Here is a 19140-nt window from a genome sequence, read left to right on the forward strand (position 1 = left end):
CTACCTTACAATTGATTTTAATAGTCTATAAGGAATGTATACAACATTTCATTCCTTCACAACTGAATAGCGTGTAGTAATAGGTGTAAATTGCGTGCAATTTGCTTAAAAGGGAAGTCGGTGTGAATCCGACACTGTCCCGCAACTGTAAATGTGAGCGACTTTTCAGCAACCACTGTCAAATGATGGGAAGGGGAAAAGTGGCGATGACCATGAGTCAGGATACCTGCCTAGTTACGAGTACACACCATAAACCTACGAGGAATAGGAGGTGGCATGTTGACAAAACAGAATGCTCTGTTCGTCACAGTACGTCAAACGCCCAAAGTTCATGAAAGGGTTCATTTTAGAACTTCTTCGCATTTACTTAGGGTTTGTTTGGCATTGTGTGATGAAGCACATTAAAGCGAAGGATTTCCTCAAACATAGTAGGAAGTCCTTTTTGTTTTGAAAATATGTACGCAAAGGGGATGCACATAGGATGAATATTCATGCAACGACAACACAGGAAACGCCTTTTGTAGATATGACGATTTGTAAGCAGCCACGGACAGAAATTGCCAAGAAAGCGAAAACCAGAATGGTGGTTGAATCACTAATTGATCAATTATTAGCAACGAGACTGATTCGCAACGATCGCTTTTTTGGGCAAATCTTATATAATAAAGACATTATTTGGATACAAAATGGGGAGGTAGAGGGCCATCTTTTTGCACAGGCAACGTTAACGGATCAACTGAAAACGAAGACGAATAGCTTTATGATGTATATGCCAACCAACCCTATTGTTTATGAGGTGAATGGGGAGCAGTACCACTTAATTACACGCATTGATTCAACACGAGCAAAGCCTAATCTTGACCGTCTTTCACAGGAGCCCAATCCAGTGTTAAGCGCTGCACGTGTCAATGATTTACTGTGCTCGATTGTCATTCGTTTTTATGAAACGTATATGAACGATTTAGAGAAAATTCCTCATCAGGATAAACTAATCGCATTTGTACAGCAGGAATACACACAGTTTCTTCAAGCCGTTCAGGAATTAAATGATTATCACTTTAATTGGCATCCACGTGGGAACGGCCACCAGCTATTATTAACATTAATTGATCAACTACAAATATTAAAAAGTCAGCCTGGAAAAGTAGTTATCGACTTCACGAATACGCAAGGTTACGTGGTGGTTGAACCTGCCTATCCAGTGCACAAGCCTTCAAAGAAAGCTGTTGGTGCCATATAAAAACAAGCCCTCCATGAAGCGGAGGGCTTGCTTTATTTTTTGCAAGACATCTGAAATACAAGTCCAACACATCTGCCATGCTAGTACAGGAAACTTAGCTCTGACAATGCATGGCTGCTTGCGCCTCTTGCCAGGGGACGGAATAGCCTTTACCTTTTGCACAAAAAATGCTGGAAGAACTGTATTCAGGGTCGACATTTTTATCATAGCCTATTTGAGTTATTACTTCTTCTGCATTATGACACACATCATAGCCATCAAATTGGAGGGTAAGCGCACCTTTCCCATTTGTATAGGCGGCAAAAATCGTGCTATAGCTCATGAAGGTCGCTACTGGTGCACGTCCTGTTAATACAACGTCTGTTTCAGTGAGTACAGGGTCGTCAAAGGTGCCAGCAGCCTGTTGAATGTCGGTCATCATACGGCCAATAAAATCATTGGAAGCCTTCATTTTAAAGCGATAATACGGCTCAAGCAGGACGTTCTGTGCTTGTTCCAGTCCTTGGCGCAGTGCTCGGAAAGTGGCTTCTCGGAAATCACCGCCAGACGTATGTTCATTATGCCCACGTCCCGTTAAGAGCGTAAAATGAATATCTGTTACTGCGTAGCCTGTGAGTAAGCCATGATGATCACGTTCAAACAAATGCTTTTCTACGAGGCGTTGGTTGCCCACTGATAAATCATCTGCATGACAGGCATTGCTAAAGGTAATGCCTGTCCCACGTTCATTTGGCTCCATTAATAAATGAATTTCTGCATAATGCTTTAGTGGTTCAAAATGTCCGTAGCCTGTAACAGTTGTCGCAATTGTTTCCATGTATAATATTTGCGGCTCTCCAAAAGAGATGTTTAATGTAAAGCGCTTCATAAATATTTCAATCAGGACCTCTAACTGAATGACACCCATTATATGCACATGGATTTCCTGAAACTTTTCCTGCCATACGACACGCAATGATGGCTCTTCGGCCTCTAGTAAACGGAAAATCTTTAATACTTCTTTAATATGTTGCTCACCCTCATATTGAACTTTTGCCTGTAATGTAGGGACAAGCTCATAGGGCTGTGATAGCGTGTTACTGCCAATGTGATCGCCAATGTTTGCCTGGCTGAGTCCTTTAACAGCGAAGATTTCACCAGCCTCAACATGCTGAACAGTTTCAAATCGACTGCCGTTATAAAGACGAATTTCTGTTACTTTCTCTGTAAGGTCTCCAAACGTAAATTCATCTCGAACTTGTAATTTGCCTGTTAAAGCCTTGATGAATGTTAGACGCTGATGGCCGTCATGTCGTATTTTAAAAACCTCTCCTTGAAACGGTGCTTCCGGCTCGAAGTGAGTATCAGTTATGAGTGGAAGTTGAGCAATAAATTCTTGAATGCCTTCATCCTTCAATGCAGAACCTGTAAAGCAGGGGAAGGCGTATTCATTTTTAATCATCGATTGTAACTGATTGATGCACTGGCCATGCGCCAATGTTTCATTCAAAAAGGCATCCAGCAGCTCTTCATCACGCTCCGCCAGCCATTCCATGATTGTCCTTGAAACATAGTTTTCCTGAAGTGGTTCATCTACAAATAATACATGTTCAGAGAAATCTTTATGGAGCTGAGTCATCACAGCCCTTACATCTGCTCCGTCACGATCTATTTTATTAATAAAAAAGAATGTAGGGACATGATAGTTCCGTAAAAGCTGCCATACCGTTTCAGTATGACCTTGTATACCTTCTACTGCACTAATAATAATGATAGCATAATCCATGACACGGATGGCACGCTCCATCTCTGGGGAGAAATCGACATGTCCTGGTGTATCAATCAACGTATATGTATCGTCGCCAATAGTCATGCGTCCTTGCTCGGCAAATATCGTAATGCCCCGTTTGCGCTCAAGCTCATGATTATCTAAATAGGCGTCCTGATGATCGACACGCCCCCGCGCTTGTATACTATTTGTATGAAAAAGCATTTGCTCGGAAAAGGTTGTTTTTCCTGCATCAACATGAGCAAGAACCCCAATCGTCTTGTACATAATAAATCCTCGTTTCTATAAGTGGCTATCTTCTCATTGTATCAGAATACTAGCACAACTATTTCTTGTAAAATGATTCGTCTTTTTGTCGAAATAGTGCTAATATAATGATGATTATATTTTTTGCATTCTACTACAGATTGTGAAATAACTCATGAACTGCTAGTCTATCAATAGCATGAATAGAACATATTGGTGCAAATGGCCTTTGTCATTTGCTTAAAAGGGAAATCGGTGCAATTCCGATGCTGTCCCGCAACTGTAAATGGGGAGTCTATACAGCATGCCACTGTAGTTTTACTATGGGAAGGCGTATAGATGATGAACCTAAGCCAGGATACCTGCCAGTATATGTATGTTAACTAAGAACCACGAGGATGGGGATAGTGATAAAGGTACTAATACCGTTTTTTCACTATGCAACTCTCTTGGCGACAAGAGGGTTTTTTTATGCCCTTCCAATTATCCTGGTAGCAAAGAAGTCTCTGATTTCTTTCTATATTTATCACAACAAAGGAGAAAAGGACATGAAAAAATGGAGAAGTATATGGCTAGTCATGGTCATCGCCTTAATCGCTGTATTAGGAGCGTGTGGCGCAAAGGACAAGCCTGAATCAGCAACACAAACTGAAAAAGTTGAACCGTCTGAGGCGACAGCATCTGAAGTCATCATTGAAAATAATGAAACTACCCAAACCTATAAGGAAGCACCTAAAAAGGCCATTAGCCTAAATCAACATGTAACAGAAATTATGCTTGCATTAGGCTTAGAGGATTCCATGGTAGGGACAGCTTATTTAGATGATAAAATCTACGAGCCGCTTCAAGCAGCCTACGATAAAGTTCCAGTTCTTTCAGATCAATATCCAACGAAGGAGCAAGTCATTGATGCCGAAGCAGATTTCTTGTATGCAGGCTGGAAAAGTGGCTTTGGTGAAAAAGGGGTAGGAACACCAGAGGAGCTTGAGGAATTAGGAATTCATACGTATCTACATACGGCTTCCAATATGACAAAGCCAACATTAGAGGATATTTTCACTGATATTCGTCATATCGCGGAAATATTTCGCGTGGAAGATCGTGGCGAAGCATTAATTGAACAAATGACAAAAGGTGTCGAAGAAGTTCAAGCTCAATTACCAAAAGACAGCGAAAATTTACGTGTGCTTGTCTTTGATAGTGGTGATAAAGATGTGTTCACGGCTGGTCAAAACTTTATGAATGAGCTAGTAACAATTGCTGGCGGTCAAAATATCTTTGGAGATGTGGAGTCAGGATGGACAACGGTATCGAAGGAAGATGCAGTAGATCGCAATCCAGAGGTGGTTGTTGTCATTGATTATGGTGAAACAACTGCCGAACAAAAGATAAATTTCTTAAAGAATGATCCAGCGTTGAAGGAAATGGAAGCAGTCAAAAATGATCGCTTTGTCATCCTTCCACTTTCAGCGGCATCTGAAGGAGTACGTGCCGCAGAGGCCATTCAAATTTTAGCCAAGGGCTTCTACCCAGCAAACTTTTAAAAACATTCGAGCTAGCGCTTTGCTAGCTCCTTTTTCTTAAGGAGCGATAACAATGAATGCATTTCGTCAAAACATACCAGATAAAACGTTTGAAACCCTTAATCAGCAAGGTGGATATTCACGATTAGCAGTAAGCCCTGGCATTATTAATAAGCATTACACGCCAGCCCAATTTCAAAAAATAGCTGAAATTGTAGGGGAGAAGGGGGCCATTAAATATTCGGCTTCCTATAGCCTATTATTATCGATCCCCTCTAGCGAACTGACAGAAGCTACCCATGCCTTACAGGAGGCTGGGCTGTTTGTTGCTTCGTCAGGTCCTCATATAGCCATGAAGGCATGTGATTTTTGTGATGGCGAAAAAATGGAGGCAGTTCCTCAAACAGAACAGCTCTATCAGGCGTTGGACGTTATAACTGTGCCTGCAAGAGTTCGAGTCAATGTGAATGGCTGTGCATCGGCTTGTTATAATCCTACATATGACGATATAGGACTAGTCTATCAGCATGAGAGCTTTGATGTTTATTTAGGATCCATTCCAATGGGGGCAAAGGCACAGGCGGGTACTCTCTTTGCGAAGAGAGTAGGGATCGACCATATTGAAGATTTCTTGCTACAAATCATTCGTCTCTACCAGGACCAAGCTCGTGCCAATGAACCTTTTTATAAGTTTTATAGCAGAACAAAATCGAATGCTGATTGGGAACTAGTAAAAAAATTGATAGAGTAGCAGGAATAATACTTAGGGTGTCGAAATATTGTAGTAGAGCATAGAAAATGACAATATAAAGGAGTAAGAACATGACATCTAAACAAGGGATTCAACCAGAAGATCTTTATCACTTGAAATCAGTGGCAGATCCACAGCTCTCACCTGATGGGACTGAGGTAGTTTATGTAGAGACACGGATTGATGAGAAGAAAAAAGACTATGTATCTAACTTATTTTATTTAAATTTAAAAGACAAACGTCCTCAGCAATGGACATATGGTGAATATCGTACAAGCTCTCCTGTATGGTCGCCAGATGGCAGTCAAATTGCTTTTTCCTCTACAAGATCAGGCAAGCCGCAAATTTTTGTACTGTCGAAAACAGGGGGAGAGGCGAAGCAAGTGACGTATTGTAAAAACGGTGCGTCAACGCCTGTCTGGTCTCCATGTGGAGAGAAAATTGCGTTTTCAGTGATGCTAGGTAAAGATGAAACTATCCTAGATAAAGCTGAAGATGACAAGAAAGAAGAAAAAGAACTCAAGCCACTTGAAATCGATAAGATGAAACATAAATCGGATGCTGGTGGATTTATGGATATGGACCAATATACTCACATTGCCATTGTCGATTTAAAATCTGGTGAATTAGAGCAAGTAACAGAAGGGAACGAGCATTTCCATCTGAGTACATGGTCGCCAAATGGCAGTTATCTTACTTACTTAGCAGATCGAGCAGAGGACTTAGATTTTTCGTTTAATGCGGATATTTATTTATTCGATCTAGAAACAAAACAGAGTCGTAAGGTAACAGAGGGGATTGGCTCTTATTACCAAACGTCTTGGTCGCCTAATAGCCGCTTCCTTTCCTTTGTTGGAGGAAAACGTGAGTTCGAAAATGCCACACAAGCGAAGCTATGGATTTATGATATGGAACAAAATCTGCTAAGCTGTGTAACAAGTGAATTTGATGCCCCTGTCGGTGATTATGTCATCGGTGATTTCCTGCAAGGGGTAGCAGCACCAAGTGTACAATGGATGAATGATAATCATAGTTTCTATTTCCAAGTAACAGATCACGGCAATGCGGCAATTTACTTTGGGAATGTAGATGGTGAAATTTATCCAGCTATTCATGATGATCAATACGTTTATGGTTTTTCATTAGATGCTCAAAATGATCAAGCCATTGTCGCCATAAGTACGACAACGAATCCGGGCGATTTATATTACGTTAACTTAAAAACGGGTGAAAAAGAACGATTGACGACAGTCAATGAAGACATTTTAAAGACGAAAGAGTTAGCTGTGCCAGAGAGCATTGAGTTTGAAGGAGCTGAGGGCTGGAAGGTCAACGGCTGGATCATGAAGCCAGTAGGCTATGAAAAAGGAAAGAAATATCCCCTTATTCTTGAAATCCATGGTGGTCCGCATGCGATGTATGGCAACACCTATTTTAATGAATTCCAAATCCTAGCTGCTCAAGGCTTTGCAGTCCTATATACAAATCCGCGTGGAAGTCATGGCTATGGGCAAACATTTGTGGATGCCGTACGTGGTGATTATGGGGGCAATGACTATCAAGACCTGATGGCCGCTGTTGACTATGCTTTAGAGCAATATGATTTCATTGATCCAGATCGACTAGGTGTAACAGGTGGGAGTTATGGTGGCTTTATGACAAACTGGATTGTTGGGCATACCAACCGCTTTAAGGCAGCAGTTACACAACGCTCTATTTCGAACTGGATTAGCTTTGCAGGAGTTAGTGATATCGGCTATTACTTTACAGACTGGCAAATTCAAGCGGGGCTCGATAATATTGAGAAGCTATGGCATCATTCACCATTGAAATATGTAGACAATGTTGAAACACCTTTGCTCATTTTACATGGTGAAAAAGACTATCGTTGTCCAATTGAACAGGCGGAGCAATTATTTATCGCCTTGAAGTATCGGAAAAAAGAAACGAAATTCGTCCGTTTCCCTGAAGCAAATCATGAACTGTCAAGAAGCGGAAAGCCAACATTAAGAATTAATCGTCTCGAATATATACGAGATTGGTTTGTGGAAAAACTTTAAAAAAGAAGTGGCTTAAGAAGTGAACATACTTCTTAAGCCATTTTTTATAGAAAAAAGAATCACAGCAAAGTGTGATTCCAGATCAGTTAGTCCATTTTTTGAATAAAAACGACCTTCAAATAATTAAATTCAGGATATTCACGAGGCACACGGAAATCCTTTGGTAAACTGTATTCTTCTACAATTTTATAGCGTGTACGAGTCTCTTTAAATGCTTGGTCGATAAACCCTTTAAACTTTTTCATACCGAAGCTTGCGTTGTTTGTAGAAGCAACAATAATGCCATTTTTGGCTGTAATCGCAATTGTATCCTTCAGTAATTTCGGATAGTCCTTCGCCGTTGAGAACGTCATTTGCTTTGTGCGGGCAAAGCTTGGTGGATCTAATACAACAAGGTCAAATTTTAATTCGTGACGCTGTGCATATTTAAAGTAATGAAAAACGTCCATTACTTTTATATCCTGAGCTTCGTAATCAATTTGATTGACGCTAAACTGCTCAATCGTTTTGGCTAAACTGCGCTTCGCAACATCGACACTTGTTGTTTTAATAGCTCCTCCAAGCGAGGCTGCTACAGAAAATGCCCCTGTGTAGGAAAAGGTATTTAGCATATTTGTTGTGTTCGCATAGCGCTCACGAATAGCTAATCGTACTTCCCGTTGATCAAGAAAAATCCCAGTCATCGCACCATCATTTAAATGGACTGCATAGGTCATCCCATTTTCCTTAACCATGATTGGAAATTCGCCAGGAGTCCCCATAACAAAATCATCCTGTTCCATATATTGCCCTTTACTATCGAATCGTTTTTTCTCATAAATGGCTTGGTAGTTGATGGTTTCAGCAAGCGCCTCATAAACGACTTCTTTCAACGAGTAAATGCCCTCGCTATACCAACTCACCATATAGTAGCCATTAAAGAAATCGATAGTTAGACCACCGATGCCATCACCCTCGCCATTGAAAACACGGAAGGCTGTTGTATGTTCATTTTGGAAGAATGCTTCTCGTAGCTGTATGGCTTTTTTGAACTTTTTAATGAAAAAAGCTTTATCGATGGTTTCATCTATATCTGTCGTCAGTACCCAGCCAATCCCTTTATTTTGAATACCGTAGTAACCTGTACCAATAAAACGATTATGGTGATCCATCAGCTTAAGCAGTGTCCCTTGCTCGGAAGGTAGTTGTCGTGCATCCACTGCATCTTTTGAAATTAATGGGTAGCCTTTTTTTACTTGATCAGCAAAAGGCTGTTTTAATTGTAGTGCAATTGTTTGTGTCATGTTGTCATCCTTTAAAAACGTTTTGCTCTATTATCGCACTGTTTGGATGGGATAGCCAAACTTATTTCAGGAATTCAGCAATTTTTGCCACCGTTTCGATTGTTGCCTCTTCAAAATAATTCATTTTGCTAAAATAACTATGAATTAAACCAGACATGGTCATATGCTCCACAGATACTCCAGCGTCGGTCAGTTTTTGGGCATAACTTAAACCTTCATCAAAGAGAACATCTGCCTCTGCAGCAATGAGGAGGGTTTTAGGCATATGGCTTACATCCTCGAGCTGTAGGGGAGACACCAATGGATTTGTAAAGTTCGATTCATCCGTATAGTGTTGAGAAAACCATTGCATGCCCTGTTTATCTAGGCCGAAATTTTCCCCATAAGCCTGATAGGAAACGGTTGTAAAATCCACATTCGTAACAGGATAAATGAGTGCTTGTGCTTGCAAAGAGGGTCCACCTGAAGTTACAGCTAAGTAGGCCACAACAGTTGCTAAATTTCCGCCGGCACTATCCCCAGCCACTGTCAACCGAGCAGCATCGCCGCCAAATGCTTCGATATGGTCATTCACCCATACTAAGCTATCGTAGGCATCCTGCAATGGAGTTGGAAAAGGAAATTCAGGAGCCAAACGATAATCCACTGAAACGACAATTGCTTGCGCTTGCTCTGCTAAAAGCTGACAGCCAGCATCAACAGACTCTAAATTGCCATATACCCAGCCACCGCCATGATAATAAACAATAACAGGTAATGGTTGATCATGAGTAGGTATATAAAGTCGTAGCGTAATTTGAGCCCCATCACGCATGTTAATTAGTTGATCTTGCATCGCCGCTAATGTTGGCTTATGGGGCGATTGCCATGGCGTAACCGTACGCATCGCGCGAGCTTCCTGTGGTGTAACTTGATAGTAGGGTGTGGCAACTTGTTGATCTTCAATATAATGAACAGCTTCTTTTCTTAAAGTAGTCATCCTCATCAGTCCTTTATCGTGACGTTTATTACTTATATTATAAACTATTCATATAATTTTACTAGGATTTAATTTTAGAAAAAGAAAATTCTTTCATAATAGAGGTGAAATTAGCGAATTGTGTTTATAATAAAAGGGAAGAAAGTATTTGGAGGGACAGTATGATTTCTTTAATTGTGGCACATGATGACAACCATGTAATTGGTTATAATAACGGAATGCCTTGGCATTTACCGGGAGATTTGCAGTATTTTAAAAACAAAACAATGGGCAAGCCAATGATAATGGGACGAAAAACGTTTGAATCCATTGGTCGTCCACTACCAGGACGTCGCAATATTGTTATTACACGAGATGAAAATTATCACGCAGAAGGCATTGAAACTGTGACAAGCCTAGAAGAAGCAATAGCGGTAGCAGGGGATGTAGAGGAAATCATGATTATTGGCGGCGAGCAAATTTTCCGTTTATCGATGGAAATGGCAGATCGCTTATATATTACAAAAATCAATCATTCATTTCAGGGCGATACCTTTTTCCCGAGCTATGAGGAGGCTTTTGTAGAGGTTTCTGCTGAACAGCCCGAAACAGCTTCAGAAGGCTATACTTTCCAATATCAAATTTTTGAACGTAAATAACATGGGAAACGCACGGTTTTGATAGACCGTGCTACTTCTGTATTTAGGGGAGATATTGATGCGCAACATAATATTATCGAGTGGAGAAATTGCTCATGTTGATTGCTTGAGCTGTGCAATCATAAGTGGACAGGTCGAGCCCAATGGTGGTGTTGTTATTGAAACGGATTATTTTCACGCCCACCAGGATATAGCTTATCCAATAAAAGGATTAATTATCTTAGCTTCAAAGCGTCACATCTATTGCTTTGATGAATTAAATAATGGCGAAAAACTGGATTACATCAATCTCTTAACAAAAATTAGAAAAGCTCAAAGGGAAGTATTGGGCATAGAATACGTTTATTATTTTTACAACGAAGATACGACTCATCATTTCCATACTTGGATGGTGCCTCGCTATGACTGGATGAATGCATTCGGGCGATCCGTTGAATCCTTGAGGCCAGTGTTACTTCATGCAAGAAATAATTTGAGTAATGAGCAGCATGAAAAAGAAGTAAGGGAAGCTATTAAGCTTTTAAGAGAATCCATAAAAAATCGCTCCTTATGAAGGGAGCGATTTTTTTATAAATAGAAGTATACACAAGCGTACATGGAAGCACAGCCAGCTAACACAAAAAGATGCCATATTGCATGGTTATAAGGTAGAGAACGCCAAGCATAAAAGAGGGCTCCAATTGTATAGAACAGTCCACCTGCAAATAGTAAAGCAAAGCCGTAAAATCCTAAGTATAAATAAACAGGCTTAATAGCAAAGATGATTAGCCAGCCCATGCCAATATAAAAAATTAAGGATAGCACTTCAAAGCGATTAATGAAGAAACATTTAAAAAGAACACCTAATATTGCGAGGGACCAAATAATACTTAATAAAGTTATGGCTAGGGTGCCACCAACAGCAATTAATAAAAACGGCGTATACGTACCGGCAATTAAAATGTAAATGGACGAGTGGTCCAAAATAGCGAAAAAGTGTTTATATTTTTCTGGCATACTGTGTAGCAATGTGGACATTAAAAACAGGATGATGACAGAGGCACCAAAAATACTAAAAGTAGTAATATGTAGAGCATTACCTGTTTGCACAGCTGTAAGCAGTAAAACAACTAGAGCCGGAATACTTGCAATAAAGCCAATACCGTGTGTAATGGCATTCCACAGCTCTTCCTTCCAAGATTTATAGTCAAATGAATCAATCATTTACAACACTCCTTTCGTTCATGTATTTACTATACCCCAATAATTTATACATGAACATTTACATTTGTCATATATTTCATATCAAAAATGTCATAAGGCTGTCATATTCTTTTAGGGGCTTTGATAGACAAGAGATAAAGGAAACGCTATAGTATCAAAGGTAGCGTTTACATTCTCAAGAAATCAATGCTTTGCCTAATGACAAATGTCATGTTTACATAATGATTCATTAGTCTATATAATAAATTTTAATGAAGTAAAAGGATGTGTCGAAGTGGGACGAATTCATATAGTAACGGACTCAACTTGTGATTTAACAAAAGAAGAAGTAGCACAGCATGGCATACATATCGTGCCATTAACAATTCAAATTGATGGTGAAACATATATAGATGGTGTGGATTTAGAGCCACAACCTTTTTTAGGCTTAATGAAAAATGCTAAAAATTTACCGAAAAGTTCACAGCCTGCGCCAGGGAAATTTAAGGAATTATATGATGAGCTAGGCAAGGAAGGCGATCAAATTATCTCCATCCATATGACAGGTGGTATGAGTGGCACGGTAGAGTCAGCACGACAAGCGGCTCAAATGACAGACGCTGATGTGACGGTGATTGACTCCCGCTTTATTGCGATCGGTTTAGCTATTCAGCTACGTGAGGCAATTAAAATGCGCGATGCAGGAGCAACAGTTGAGGAAATCGTAGCTCGTCTGGATAAAGTACGTGCAAATACACATTTATATGTGATTGTGGATACGCTTGAAAATCTTATTAAAGGTGGTCGAATTGGTAAAGGAACGGGCTTTATCGGTTCATTGCTGAACATTAAAGTTATTGCTAACCTAGAGGGTGGCGTTTACAATCCTGTTTCTAAGGTGCGTAGCCATAAACAGGTAGTGAATTACTTATTTAAACAATTCCAAGCAGATACGGCTGGGAAAACAGTCAAAGCTGTCGGTATTTCTCACGCAGATGGTCTCATCACAATGGGGAATCCATTAAAAGAGTTAATCGAAGGTACTGGTTTTAATGATGTTGAGATTGCCTTTACATCTCCAATTATTTCGACACATACTGGACCGGGTGCCATCGGATTTATTTATTTTGCAGAATAATAGTGAGGAGCTACTACATAAGTAAATGTAGTGGCTTTTTTTCGTTTTGGCTCTTAAAGCTGGATGCTTGTTCGACTATTTGGAAAAGAGGAAATTTGGCAACAACACAAAATTATGGAGAACAGAGGGTAAGTCACTTTTCATTAGGGTATGAACTATTCTATAATAGAAGGTACAGAAAGGGATGGAAGGTGGTCAAATGGACATTTGGCGATTTATGTTGTCATGTTTGACCGTCTTAGTACTAAGTGGTTGTGCAATATCAATCGATGAGCCGAATCCGCAAGCAGAGCCTGACGGTGAGCAAGCAGAAACGGAGCAAGATATGACGCAGGATGAGCAACAAACAGTAGAAGAGGAAAAAACCTCCAAGAATATGTTGACGCAAATTTTTGAACATTTTTTTGAGCCATCAGCAGAGGATTTATCGCAAATTGATGAGGAAAATGCAAAGCAACTGCATTATCTGGCACTAGGAGATTCATTAACAGATGGTGTCGGTGATGAGTATAGTCAAGACGGTTATGTTGGAAGATTAGCAGATTCATTGCTTACGTGGCCCTCGATTTCCGAGGTAGATGTTGATAATCGTGGCAAACGGGGCAGACGTAGTGATCAGCTACTAAAATTAGTGAAAAAAGGGCATTATGATGAAGAGTTGCAACAAGCGCAGCTCGTTTCTTTAACAATGGGTGGCAATGATGTCATGAAAGTTGTTAAACAGGATTTGTTTAATTTAAAGCGTGACGCATTCGATAAAGAATTGCGGACGTATAAGCTTCGCTATAGCAAAATCGTTGAAGGCATTCGTGCAAAAAATCCGACAGTGCCCATTCTACTCATTGGTTTCTATAATCCGTTTTCGATTGTGACCAATGAGGCGAATGAATTCGATACAATTATCACAGAATGGAATAATGTGATTGAGGAAGTAGCGAGTGAAGATTCCAATGCTTGCTATGTATCGGTGGAGGATTTATTTGATTCAAATGAAGAGCTCGTCTATCATACAGATTTTTTCCACCCCAATGCAAAGGGATATGAAAAAATGACAGAACGTATACTAGCGGCAATGGAGCAGTGTGGTATGGAAGAAAAGATTAACAAGGCAATAGGCTTCGAGGAGTGACAAAATGAATAAATGGAAAGTCGCGTTTTTCGCCTTAGCAGGCACAGTGCTTTTTGCAATCCTCCTCGTCGTTTTTTTAGCAACTAGACCAGTAGATGGAGTCGATGTTGCCAAGAGTTCAGCAGGTGAAAGTGAAAGCAAAGGAAATGTACTCGTGGTGCAAACCACAACAAAGGAATTAGAATCGATTTCCAAAAAATATTTAAAGGATGCAGCAAAAGGCTCGCCTTTACCACTTGATTTTACAATCGGTGATGATATTCAATTACGAAGCACGCTTACGGTATTTTACACGGAAATCCCAATTTCCATGAATTTTGAGCCCATTGTGGATGACAAGGGTAATATTATTTTAAAGCAGACGGGAATGAATGTCGGGCTATTAAATATTCCGCCGGAGACGACGATGAAAATTATGCGGGATTCGGTGGAATTCCCTTCATGGATTACCGTGAACCCGAATAAAGCAGAAATCTATATTGATTTATCGCGCGTTAACATTGCATCCGGATCACGTGTCCGTGCTAAAGAATTGGACTTACCAAATGACAAAATTTTATTAGAAATTATTGTTCCTGGTGAATAAGGAGTGAAATGAATGGCAAAGCAATATGCAACATTTGCAGGAGGCTGTTTTTGGTGTATGGTCAAGCCATTTGACGAAACACCTGGCATTGAGTCGGTGCTATCAGGCTATACAGGTGGACATGTTGTCAATCCAACCTATGAGCAAGTGTGCTCAGAAACTACTGGTCATGCAGAAGCTGTGCAAATCGTATACGATGATGACCTTTATAGCTATGAGCAGCTACTGTCTATCTATTGGACCTTAATAGACCCGACAGATGCAGGAGGACAGTTTTATGACCGCGGCGAATCCTATACAACAGCCATTTACTATCATAATGAAGAACAACGTCAATTAGCAGAGCGTTCAAAGGCTGATTTAGAAGCCTCTGGAAAGTTTAATAAACCGATCATGGTGAAAATCTTACCTGCTAGCACATTTTACCCGGCTGAGGACTATCACCAATATTATTATAAGAAAAATCCAATGCACTACGAACGCTATTCGGTTGGAAGCGGTCGCCGAGCATATCAAGAGCATCACTGGGGGAATAAACATGAATAAAGAACAACGTTTAAAAGAACTGACAGACATGCAATATTATGTGACACAGGAAAATGGCACAGAACCACCGTTTCGCAATGAGTTCGATGAGCATTTTGAAGAGGGCATCTATGTGGATATCGTCTCTGGAAAACCGCTATTCAGCTCATTGGACAAATACAACTCAGGCTGTGGCTGGCCAGCCTTTACGAAGCCCATCCAAAAAGAAGAAGTAACCGAGCACTTCGACACAACCCACGGTATGCGCCGGGTAGAAGTACGCAGTAAAGAAGCAGACTCCCATCTAGGACATGTCTTCCCAGACGGCCCAAGCGAACTAGGAGGCCTACGCTACTGCATTAACTCAGCATCCCTTCGCTTCATAGCAAAAGAAGATCTAGCAAAAGAAGGCTACGGCCAATTCCTAACATTATTCAAATAAAAAATCCTAGCAAGAGCAATCTTGCTAGGATTTTTTTGTTTGGGTGGATACGGATCGAGCCGTAAGGGTGGGGAGAGGTAGAGGAAGAATTCTAATGAATGGAGGGAATTAGCAATGAAGCGGATGGAATTATCAAAGTGGCGGATAGAAAGTGAAAAGCGCCGGATAGCTCACTCAAAGAGAGGGATATAACTCAAAAATTGAAGGAAAGCCGGATTAAGAGAGAGGATCATCCAAAATAATGGAGGGAATTAACTAAGAGGTGGATAGAACGGGCAAAGAGACAGATAGAACTCCGAAAGTGACGGTTAGCTCGCTCAAAGAGAGGGGCATAACTCACAAAGAGCCGATTAACACCATGACCGTGACTAAGCCACCTCTCCCCAATGGAAGCATTCCCCAGCCAAAAAAAGAGGGGATCCTTTCAACGAAAAGATCTCCCTCACAAATTCGTAATAAAAAACTTAAACTTTAAATGCACCTACTAAATTACGGAGGCTGTCTGCTTGTTGGGCAAGCTCTGTGGCAGCCGCATTGATTTCCTGCATGGAAGCGGAGCCCTGTGTGGCAGCGGCGGCGGATGTTACGGTGTTAGCTGCGGACTGCTCGGCATAGGCATTGACGTGAATGAAGTCGCTTGCTACCGCGTTGCTAAAGTCCAGTGTCGACGCAATTTTATCCACCATGGCTGCAATTATCGTTGTAGTTTCTTCTGTATGCGATAAAATGTTGGCCAAGGATTGATTGGTTTCATTGGTCACTTCTACGCCACGAATAACAGTAGTGACCCCTTCATGGTTTTGGGCAATGATGGATGTGACTTCATCCTGAATAGATGTCACTATAGCAGTTACTTCCTTGGCAGCACTTTGGGATTGCTCTGCTAGTTTTCGAACTTCATCCGCTACCACGGCAAAGCCTCGACCATGCTCCCCAGCTCGAGCCGCTTCAATCGCTGCATTTAAAGCTAATAGATTTGTTTGCTCGGAAATGGCCGTAATGGTACCAATGATCGATGTAATGTCGGCAGATTTACGACCTAACGCCTCGACCGTGGATGTTGTGGAAGCCATTGTTTCTTCGATTGATTGCATAACAAGCGAAGATTGCTCCACAGAAAGGCTTCCTTCATCGGCTGCTTGCTGCATGGCTATAGAGGCACGATGTACGGCACTCGCTTGCTCGTTTAATTGATGCATAGAGTGCTCTAGGTCGCTCATTTTTTGTTGCGCACTATTCATACTAGAAATGGTATTATCACTATCGCTTGCAATATCTGCGGTTGCATCTGCAATATCTTGAATAGTACGAGCATTTTCATCTGCTAATGACATGAGTTCCTGACTACTACTTGATACATGATCAGCCAGTTCGCTTACACGTCGAATTAAATTAGAAATCGATTCAATCAACGTATTTGTGGAAGCAGCAATAATGGAAAATTCATCGCGATTTCGCACTTTCACACGTCTAGTTAAATCGCCTCCTGCCTGAGCAATATCAAGGATGGAGTCATTAATCGCTTGTGTATTACGTTTCAAAGATTTAAATAACATGAATCCGAAAATGATGATCGCTAAAAAGCCGATAATGGATACGATAAAAAATGTAGTGATCGAAAGGTTGACTTGCTGATTAAGCTTGTCTAACTTTGCTTTATTCGACTCATCCATCACGATATTTATGGATTCGATATTATTATCAATATGTGTTTTCATTGTTTCCCCAGTAGCACCCATCATGAGCTTGCGAGCCTGCTCAAGACCAAGTTCATCACGCATAGTCATTACTTTTTTTGAATAATCCAGGTAATTTCTATAATACTGATCAATGGCCTGCATATGACCAAGTTCAACTTGCCGATCCTGAAATTGTTCATTTAATGCTGCTAATTTTTTATTAATGGTGTCAATTTTCAAATGATATGAGGTAGAATAAATGCCATTCCCTGTTATTAAGTAACTTTGCTCCAAATTCGTCAACCTTGCTATTTCATACGCAAGTTGGTTAACTGTTAATTGCTCAAGGACATTCTTCTTAGTGAAGTCCTCCATCTCCTGCTGAAGCTTCTGTATATTGGCGTAAGACAATATACCCATTACACCGTTAATTACAATAAGAAGTGCGAACATAATAAGCACTTTGCCTCGAATTAAATGGTAAAAACGTTGTCGTTTTTCTTTCATAGGAGGGGGATTAATCCCGGTTTCCTCTTGTATAGAGGCTTTCTTACTCTTAAAAAAGCTAAAAGTGAAGAGAGTCGGGCGTTTTTTTGCTGCATCATGAGTTTTTTTAGTCTTTTTCATCGCATCACCTTCCTATTTTTTAGTAATCGATTTCAATTTTATCTTATTTTACTAGATTTTTCTATGTTTTTTCTAAAAATTAAAATTTTTCTGATAGATACAACTGTGTCAAAAGTCAGGACGTCCAAGAAAATAGTTCTAAAATTATGAATAGGTAATATATCTTAGTAGTGGGAATTATGACGAATAACGTTTTTTCTGATACACTATCGAAAAGTAATGCAAAAAAAGGGGAAATTGTGTGATGAAAAAAAGCTTTTATTTATATGTCCTTACATTTCGGGGCGGCGACTGGTCAGATGCCAAGGTACGGTTTGCAGAGGAAATGTTTCATGAGCATAATTTTCCAAAGCAAAGTACAGACTTTAATGAGTTATCTAACTACATTGAATCCTATGCAACAGAAAATTTAACAATTGAAGCTTTTGATCATTTGTGGGAGCTATATGAGGGACAGGCATAATTGTACGAAAACTATAAATAATTTTTAAGTTGCTAGACGTCTAGCATTGCGTAAATGACAGAAACACAGTATTATTTATAGTGATAACTGACAGAAAAGAGGGATTGCAGTATGAGTGTTCATATTAATGCAAAAAAAGGTGAAATCGCTGACACAATTTTACTTCCAGGAGATCCACTTCGTGCAAAATACATCGCGGAAACATTTTTAGAAGATGTAACTTGCTACAACGAGGTACGTAATATGTTTGGTTATACGGGTACGTATAAAGGCAAACGTATTTCAGTACAAGGAACTGGTATGGGTGTGCCATCTATTTCAATCTATGCGACAGAATTAATGCAAGAATATGATGTTCAAAAGTTAATCCGTGTAGGTACTTGTGGTGCAATTCAAAAAGATGTGAAAGTGCGTGACGTGATTTTAGCGCAAGCAGCAACGTCTGATACACGTATGAACCAAATCATTTGGGGCGGTGCTATCGACTTCGCACCAATCGCAGACTTTGACCTATTATTAAAAGCGTATAACGCAGGAAAAGATGCTGGACTTAACTTACAAGTGGGGAATATCTTCACAGCAGATTTATTCTACTCAGATGAGCATCAAAATGAAAAATTAGCACAATACGGTGTACTAGCTGTAGAAATGGAATCAGCAGCTCTTTACACATTAGCAGCTAAATTCGGCCGTAAAGCACTTTCTGTTCTAACAGTAAGTGACCACATTTTAACTGGCGAAGTAACAACATCAGAAGAACGTCAAACGACTTTCAACGACATGATGGTTGTAGCGTTAGAGGCAGCTATTCAAGACTAGTTGATATAACAAGGTTTTCAACATGTATTAAATACCTTAATAAGAGCAACCGACCAAAAACC

General features: G+C 40.2%; 18 protein-coding genes and 2 riboswitches. Of the genes, 13 read left to right on the forward strand and 5 right to left on the reverse strand.

What is annotated here, in order from left to right; genetic code table 11:
* Nucleotides 1-64 precede the first annotated feature (64 nt).
* Nucleotides 65-248, forward strand: a riboswitch (cobalamin riboswitch).
* Nucleotides 249-481: 233 nt separating this feature from the next.
* The gene (locus B3D94_RS18385) at nt 482-1240 is read left to right on the forward strand and encodes a hypothetical protein (RefSeq protein ID WP_291759067.1); all 759 of its coding nucleotides are present in this window, start codon (nt 482-484) and stop codon (nt 1238-1240) included.
* 94 nt (nt 1241-1334) lie between these two features.
* On the opposite strand, the gene B3D94_RS18390 is transcribed toward B3D94_RS18385, so the two are convergent.
* Nucleotides 1335-3275: an elongation factor G gene (locus B3D94_RS18390; RefSeq protein WP_291759070.1), complete on the reverse strand. Its 1941-nt coding sequence runs from the start codon at nt 3273-3275 to the stop codon at nt 1335-1337.
* Between the two features lie 176 nt (nt 3276-3451).
* Nucleotides 3452-3638, forward strand: a riboswitch (cobalamin riboswitch).
* 164 nt (nt 3639-3802) lie between these two features.
* Here B3D94_RS18390 and B3D94_RS18395 point away from each other — a divergent pair.
* The 3 genes from B3D94_RS18395 to B3D94_RS18405 all read left to right on the forward strand — a co-directional run bounded on the left by B3D94_RS18395 (nt 3803) and on the right by B3D94_RS18405 (nt 7588).
* Complete coding sequence (locus tag B3D94_RS18395; protein WP_069481221.1) at nt 3803-4798, forward strand: ABC transporter substrate-binding protein; 996 nt, start codon at nt 3803-3805, stop codon at nt 4796-4798.
* Nucleotides 4799-4850: 52 nt separating this feature from the next.
* Nucleotides 4851-5528 (forward strand): precorrin-3B methylase, encoded by a 678-nt coding sequence (locus tag B3D94_RS18400; RefSeq protein WP_069481222.1) that lies wholly within the window; start codon nt 4851-4853, stop codon nt 5526-5528.
* A 71-nt stretch (nt 5529-5599) separates the two neighbouring features.
* A complete protein-coding gene (locus tag B3D94_RS18405; RefSeq protein WP_291759073.1) occupies nt 5600-7588 on the forward strand; it encodes a S9 family peptidase in 1989 nt (662 codons plus the stop codon).
* Nucleotides 7589-7674: 86 nt separating this feature from the next.
* Here B3D94_RS18405 and B3D94_RS18410 read toward each other — a convergent pair whose 3' ends face one another.
* Together B3D94_RS18410 and B3D94_RS18415 are read right to left on the reverse strand one after the other, a co-directional pair.
* Entirely contained in the window at nt 7675-8871 is a 1197-nt protein-coding gene (locus tag B3D94_RS18410; protein ID WP_291759076.1) for a class I SAM-dependent rRNA methyltransferase, read from the reverse strand.
* A gap of 61 nt (nt 8872-8932) precedes the next feature.
* A complete protein-coding gene (locus B3D94_RS18415) occupies nt 8933-9850 on the reverse strand; it encodes an alpha/beta hydrolase (protein WP_291759078.1) in 918 nt (305 codons plus the stop codon).
* A gap of 161 nt (nt 9851-10011) precedes the next feature.
* Between B3D94_RS18415 and B3D94_RS18420 the strand changes: the two genes are divergently transcribed.
* Nucleotides 10012-10488 carry a dihydrofolate reductase gene (locus B3D94_RS18420; RefSeq protein ID WP_069481226.1) on the forward strand — a complete coding sequence of 159 codons (477 nt, stop codon included), beginning with the start codon at nt 10012-10014 and terminating at the stop codon, nt 10486-10488.
* 58 nt (nt 10489-10546) lie between these two features.
* On the forward strand, nt 10547-11041 hold the full coding sequence (locus B3D94_RS18425; RefSeq protein WP_069481227.1) for an HIT family protein: 495 nt from the start codon (nt 10547-10549) through the stop codon (nt 11039-11041).
* Nucleotides 11042-11055: 14 nt separating this feature from the next.
* On the opposite strand, the gene trhA is transcribed toward B3D94_RS18425, so the two are convergent.
* Complete coding sequence (trhA, locus tag B3D94_RS18430; protein ID WP_069481228.1) at nt 11056-11691, reverse strand: PAQR family membrane homeostasis protein TrhA; 636 nt, start codon at nt 11689-11691, stop codon at nt 11056-11058.
* A gap of 274 nt (nt 11692-11965) precedes the next feature.
* Here trhA and B3D94_RS18435 point away from each other — a divergent pair, with 274 nt between their 5' ends.
* From B3D94_RS18435 to msrB, 5 genes are all read left to right on the forward strand, one after another.
* On the forward strand, nt 11966-12808 hold the full coding sequence (locus B3D94_RS18435; RefSeq protein ID WP_193831843.1) for a DegV family protein: 843 nt from the start codon (nt 11966-11968) through the stop codon (nt 12806-12808).
* Between the two features lie 199 nt (nt 12809-13007).
* A complete protein-coding gene (locus tag B3D94_RS18440) occupies nt 13008-13937 on the forward strand; it encodes a GDSL-type esterase/lipase family protein (protein WP_291759083.1) in 930 nt (309 codons plus the stop codon).
* Between the two features lie 4 nt (nt 13938-13941).
* A complete protein-coding gene (locus tag B3D94_RS18445) occupies nt 13942-14523 on the forward strand; it encodes a YpmS family protein (RefSeq protein WP_193831845.1) in 582 nt (193 codons plus the stop codon).
* A 12-nt stretch (nt 14524-14535) separates the two neighbouring features.
* Nucleotides 14536-15069: a peptide-methionine (S)-S-oxide reductase MsrA gene (gene msrA, locus B3D94_RS18450; RefSeq protein ID WP_291759087.1), complete on the forward strand. Its 534-nt coding sequence runs from the start codon at nt 14536-14538 to the stop codon at nt 15067-15069.
* A complete protein-coding gene (gene msrB / locus B3D94_RS18455) occupies nt 15062-15490 on the forward strand; it encodes a peptide-methionine (R)-S-oxide reductase MsrB (protein ID WP_291759089.1) in 429 nt (142 codons plus the stop codon). The genes msrA and msrB overlap by 8 nt, the downstream gene beginning before the upstream one ends.
* 464 nt (nt 15491-15954) lie before the next feature.
* Here the strand turns inward: msrB and B3D94_RS18460 are convergent, their stop codons facing one another.
* Nucleotides 15955-17796, reverse strand: coding sequence for a methyl-accepting chemotaxis protein (locus B3D94_RS18460; protein WP_291759092.1), 1842 nt, complete (start codon nt 17794-17796; stop codon nt 15955-15957).
* Nucleotides 17797-18040: 244 nt separating this feature from the next.
* On the opposite strand from B3D94_RS18460, the gene B3D94_RS18465 reads away from it, so the two are divergent.
* A complete protein-coding gene (locus B3D94_RS18465) occupies nt 18041-18259 on the forward strand; it encodes a YozE family protein (protein WP_069481235.1) in 219 nt (72 codons plus the stop codon).
* Between the two features lie 111 nt (nt 18260-18370).
* Nucleotides 18371-19078, forward strand: a complete 708-nt coding sequence (deoD, locus tag B3D94_RS18470; protein ID WP_008174795.1) for a purine-nucleoside phosphorylase — start codon at nt 18371-18373, stop codon at nt 19076-19078.
* Nucleotides 19079-19140: the final 62 nt, after the last annotated feature.

It is taken from the genome of Lysinibacillus sp. UBA5990 (assembly GCF_002429815.1).
Classification (GTDB): domain Bacteria; phylum Bacillota; class Bacilli; order Bacillales_A; family Planococcaceae; genus Lysinibacillus; species Lysinibacillus fusiformis.

Bases quoted from the DNA above. Each gene is read 5' to 3' on its own strand.
- msrA (WP_291759087.1), top strand. From the start codon at position 14,536: ATGGCAAAGCAATATGCAACATTTGCAGGAGGCTGTTTTTGGTGTATG.
- msrB (WP_291759089.1), top strand. From the start codon at position 15,062: ATGAATAAAGAACAACGTTTAAAAGAACTGACAGACATGCAATATTAT.
- B3D94_RS18460 (WP_291759092.1), bottom strand. From the start codon at position 17,796: ATGAAAAAGACTAAAAAAACTCATGATGCAGCAAAAAAACGCCCGACT.
- B3D94_RS18415 (WP_291759078.1), bottom strand. From the start codon at position 9,850: ATGACTACTTTAAGAAAAGAAGCTGTTCATTATATTGAAGATCAACAA.
- B3D94_RS18420 (WP_069481226.1), top strand. From the start codon at position 10,012: ATGATTTCTTTAATTGTGGCACATGATGACAACCATGTAATTGGTTAT.
- B3D94_RS18440 (WP_291759083.1), top strand. From the start codon at position 13,008: ATGGACATTTGGCGATTTATGTTGTCATGTTTGACCGTCTTAGTACTA.
- trhA (WP_069481228.1), bottom strand. From the start codon at position 11,691: ATGATTGATTCATTTGACTATAAATCTTGGAAGGAAGAGCTGTGGAAT.
- B3D94_RS18465 (WP_069481235.1), top strand. From the start codon at position 18,041: ATGAAAAAAAGCTTTTATTTATATGTCCTTACATTTCGGGGCGGCGAC.
- deoD (WP_008174795.1), top strand. From the start codon at position 18,371: ATGAGTGTTCATATTAATGCAAAAAAAGGTGAAATCGCTGACACAATT.
- B3D94_RS18410 (WP_291759076.1), bottom strand. From the start codon at position 8,871: ATGACACAAACAATTGCACTACAATTAAAACAGCCTTTTGCTGATCAA.
- B3D94_RS18385 (WP_291759067.1), top strand. From the start codon at position 482: ATGAATATTCATGCAACGACAACACAGGAAACGCCTTTTGTAGATATG.
- B3D94_RS18405 (WP_291759073.1), top strand. From the start codon at position 5,600: ATGACATCTAAACAAGGGATTCAACCAGAAGATCTTTATCACTTGAAA.
- B3D94_RS18445 (WP_193831845.1), top strand. From the start codon at position 13,942: ATGAATAAATGGAAAGTCGCGTTTTTCGCCTTAGCAGGCACAGTGCTT.
- B3D94_RS18390 (WP_291759070.1), bottom strand. From the start codon at position 3,275: ATGTACAAGACGATTGGGGTTCTTGCTCATGTTGATGCAGGAAAAACA.
- B3D94_RS18425 (WP_069481227.1), top strand. From the start codon at position 10,547: ATGCGCAACATAATATTATCGAGTGGAGAAATTGCTCATGTTGATTGC.
- B3D94_RS18395 (WP_069481221.1), top strand. From the start codon at position 3,803: ATGAAAAAATGGAGAAGTATATGGCTAGTCATGGTCATCGCCTTAATC.
- B3D94_RS18400 (WP_069481222.1), top strand. From the start codon at position 4,851: ATGAATGCATTTCGTCAAAACATACCAGATAAAACGTTTGAAACCCTT.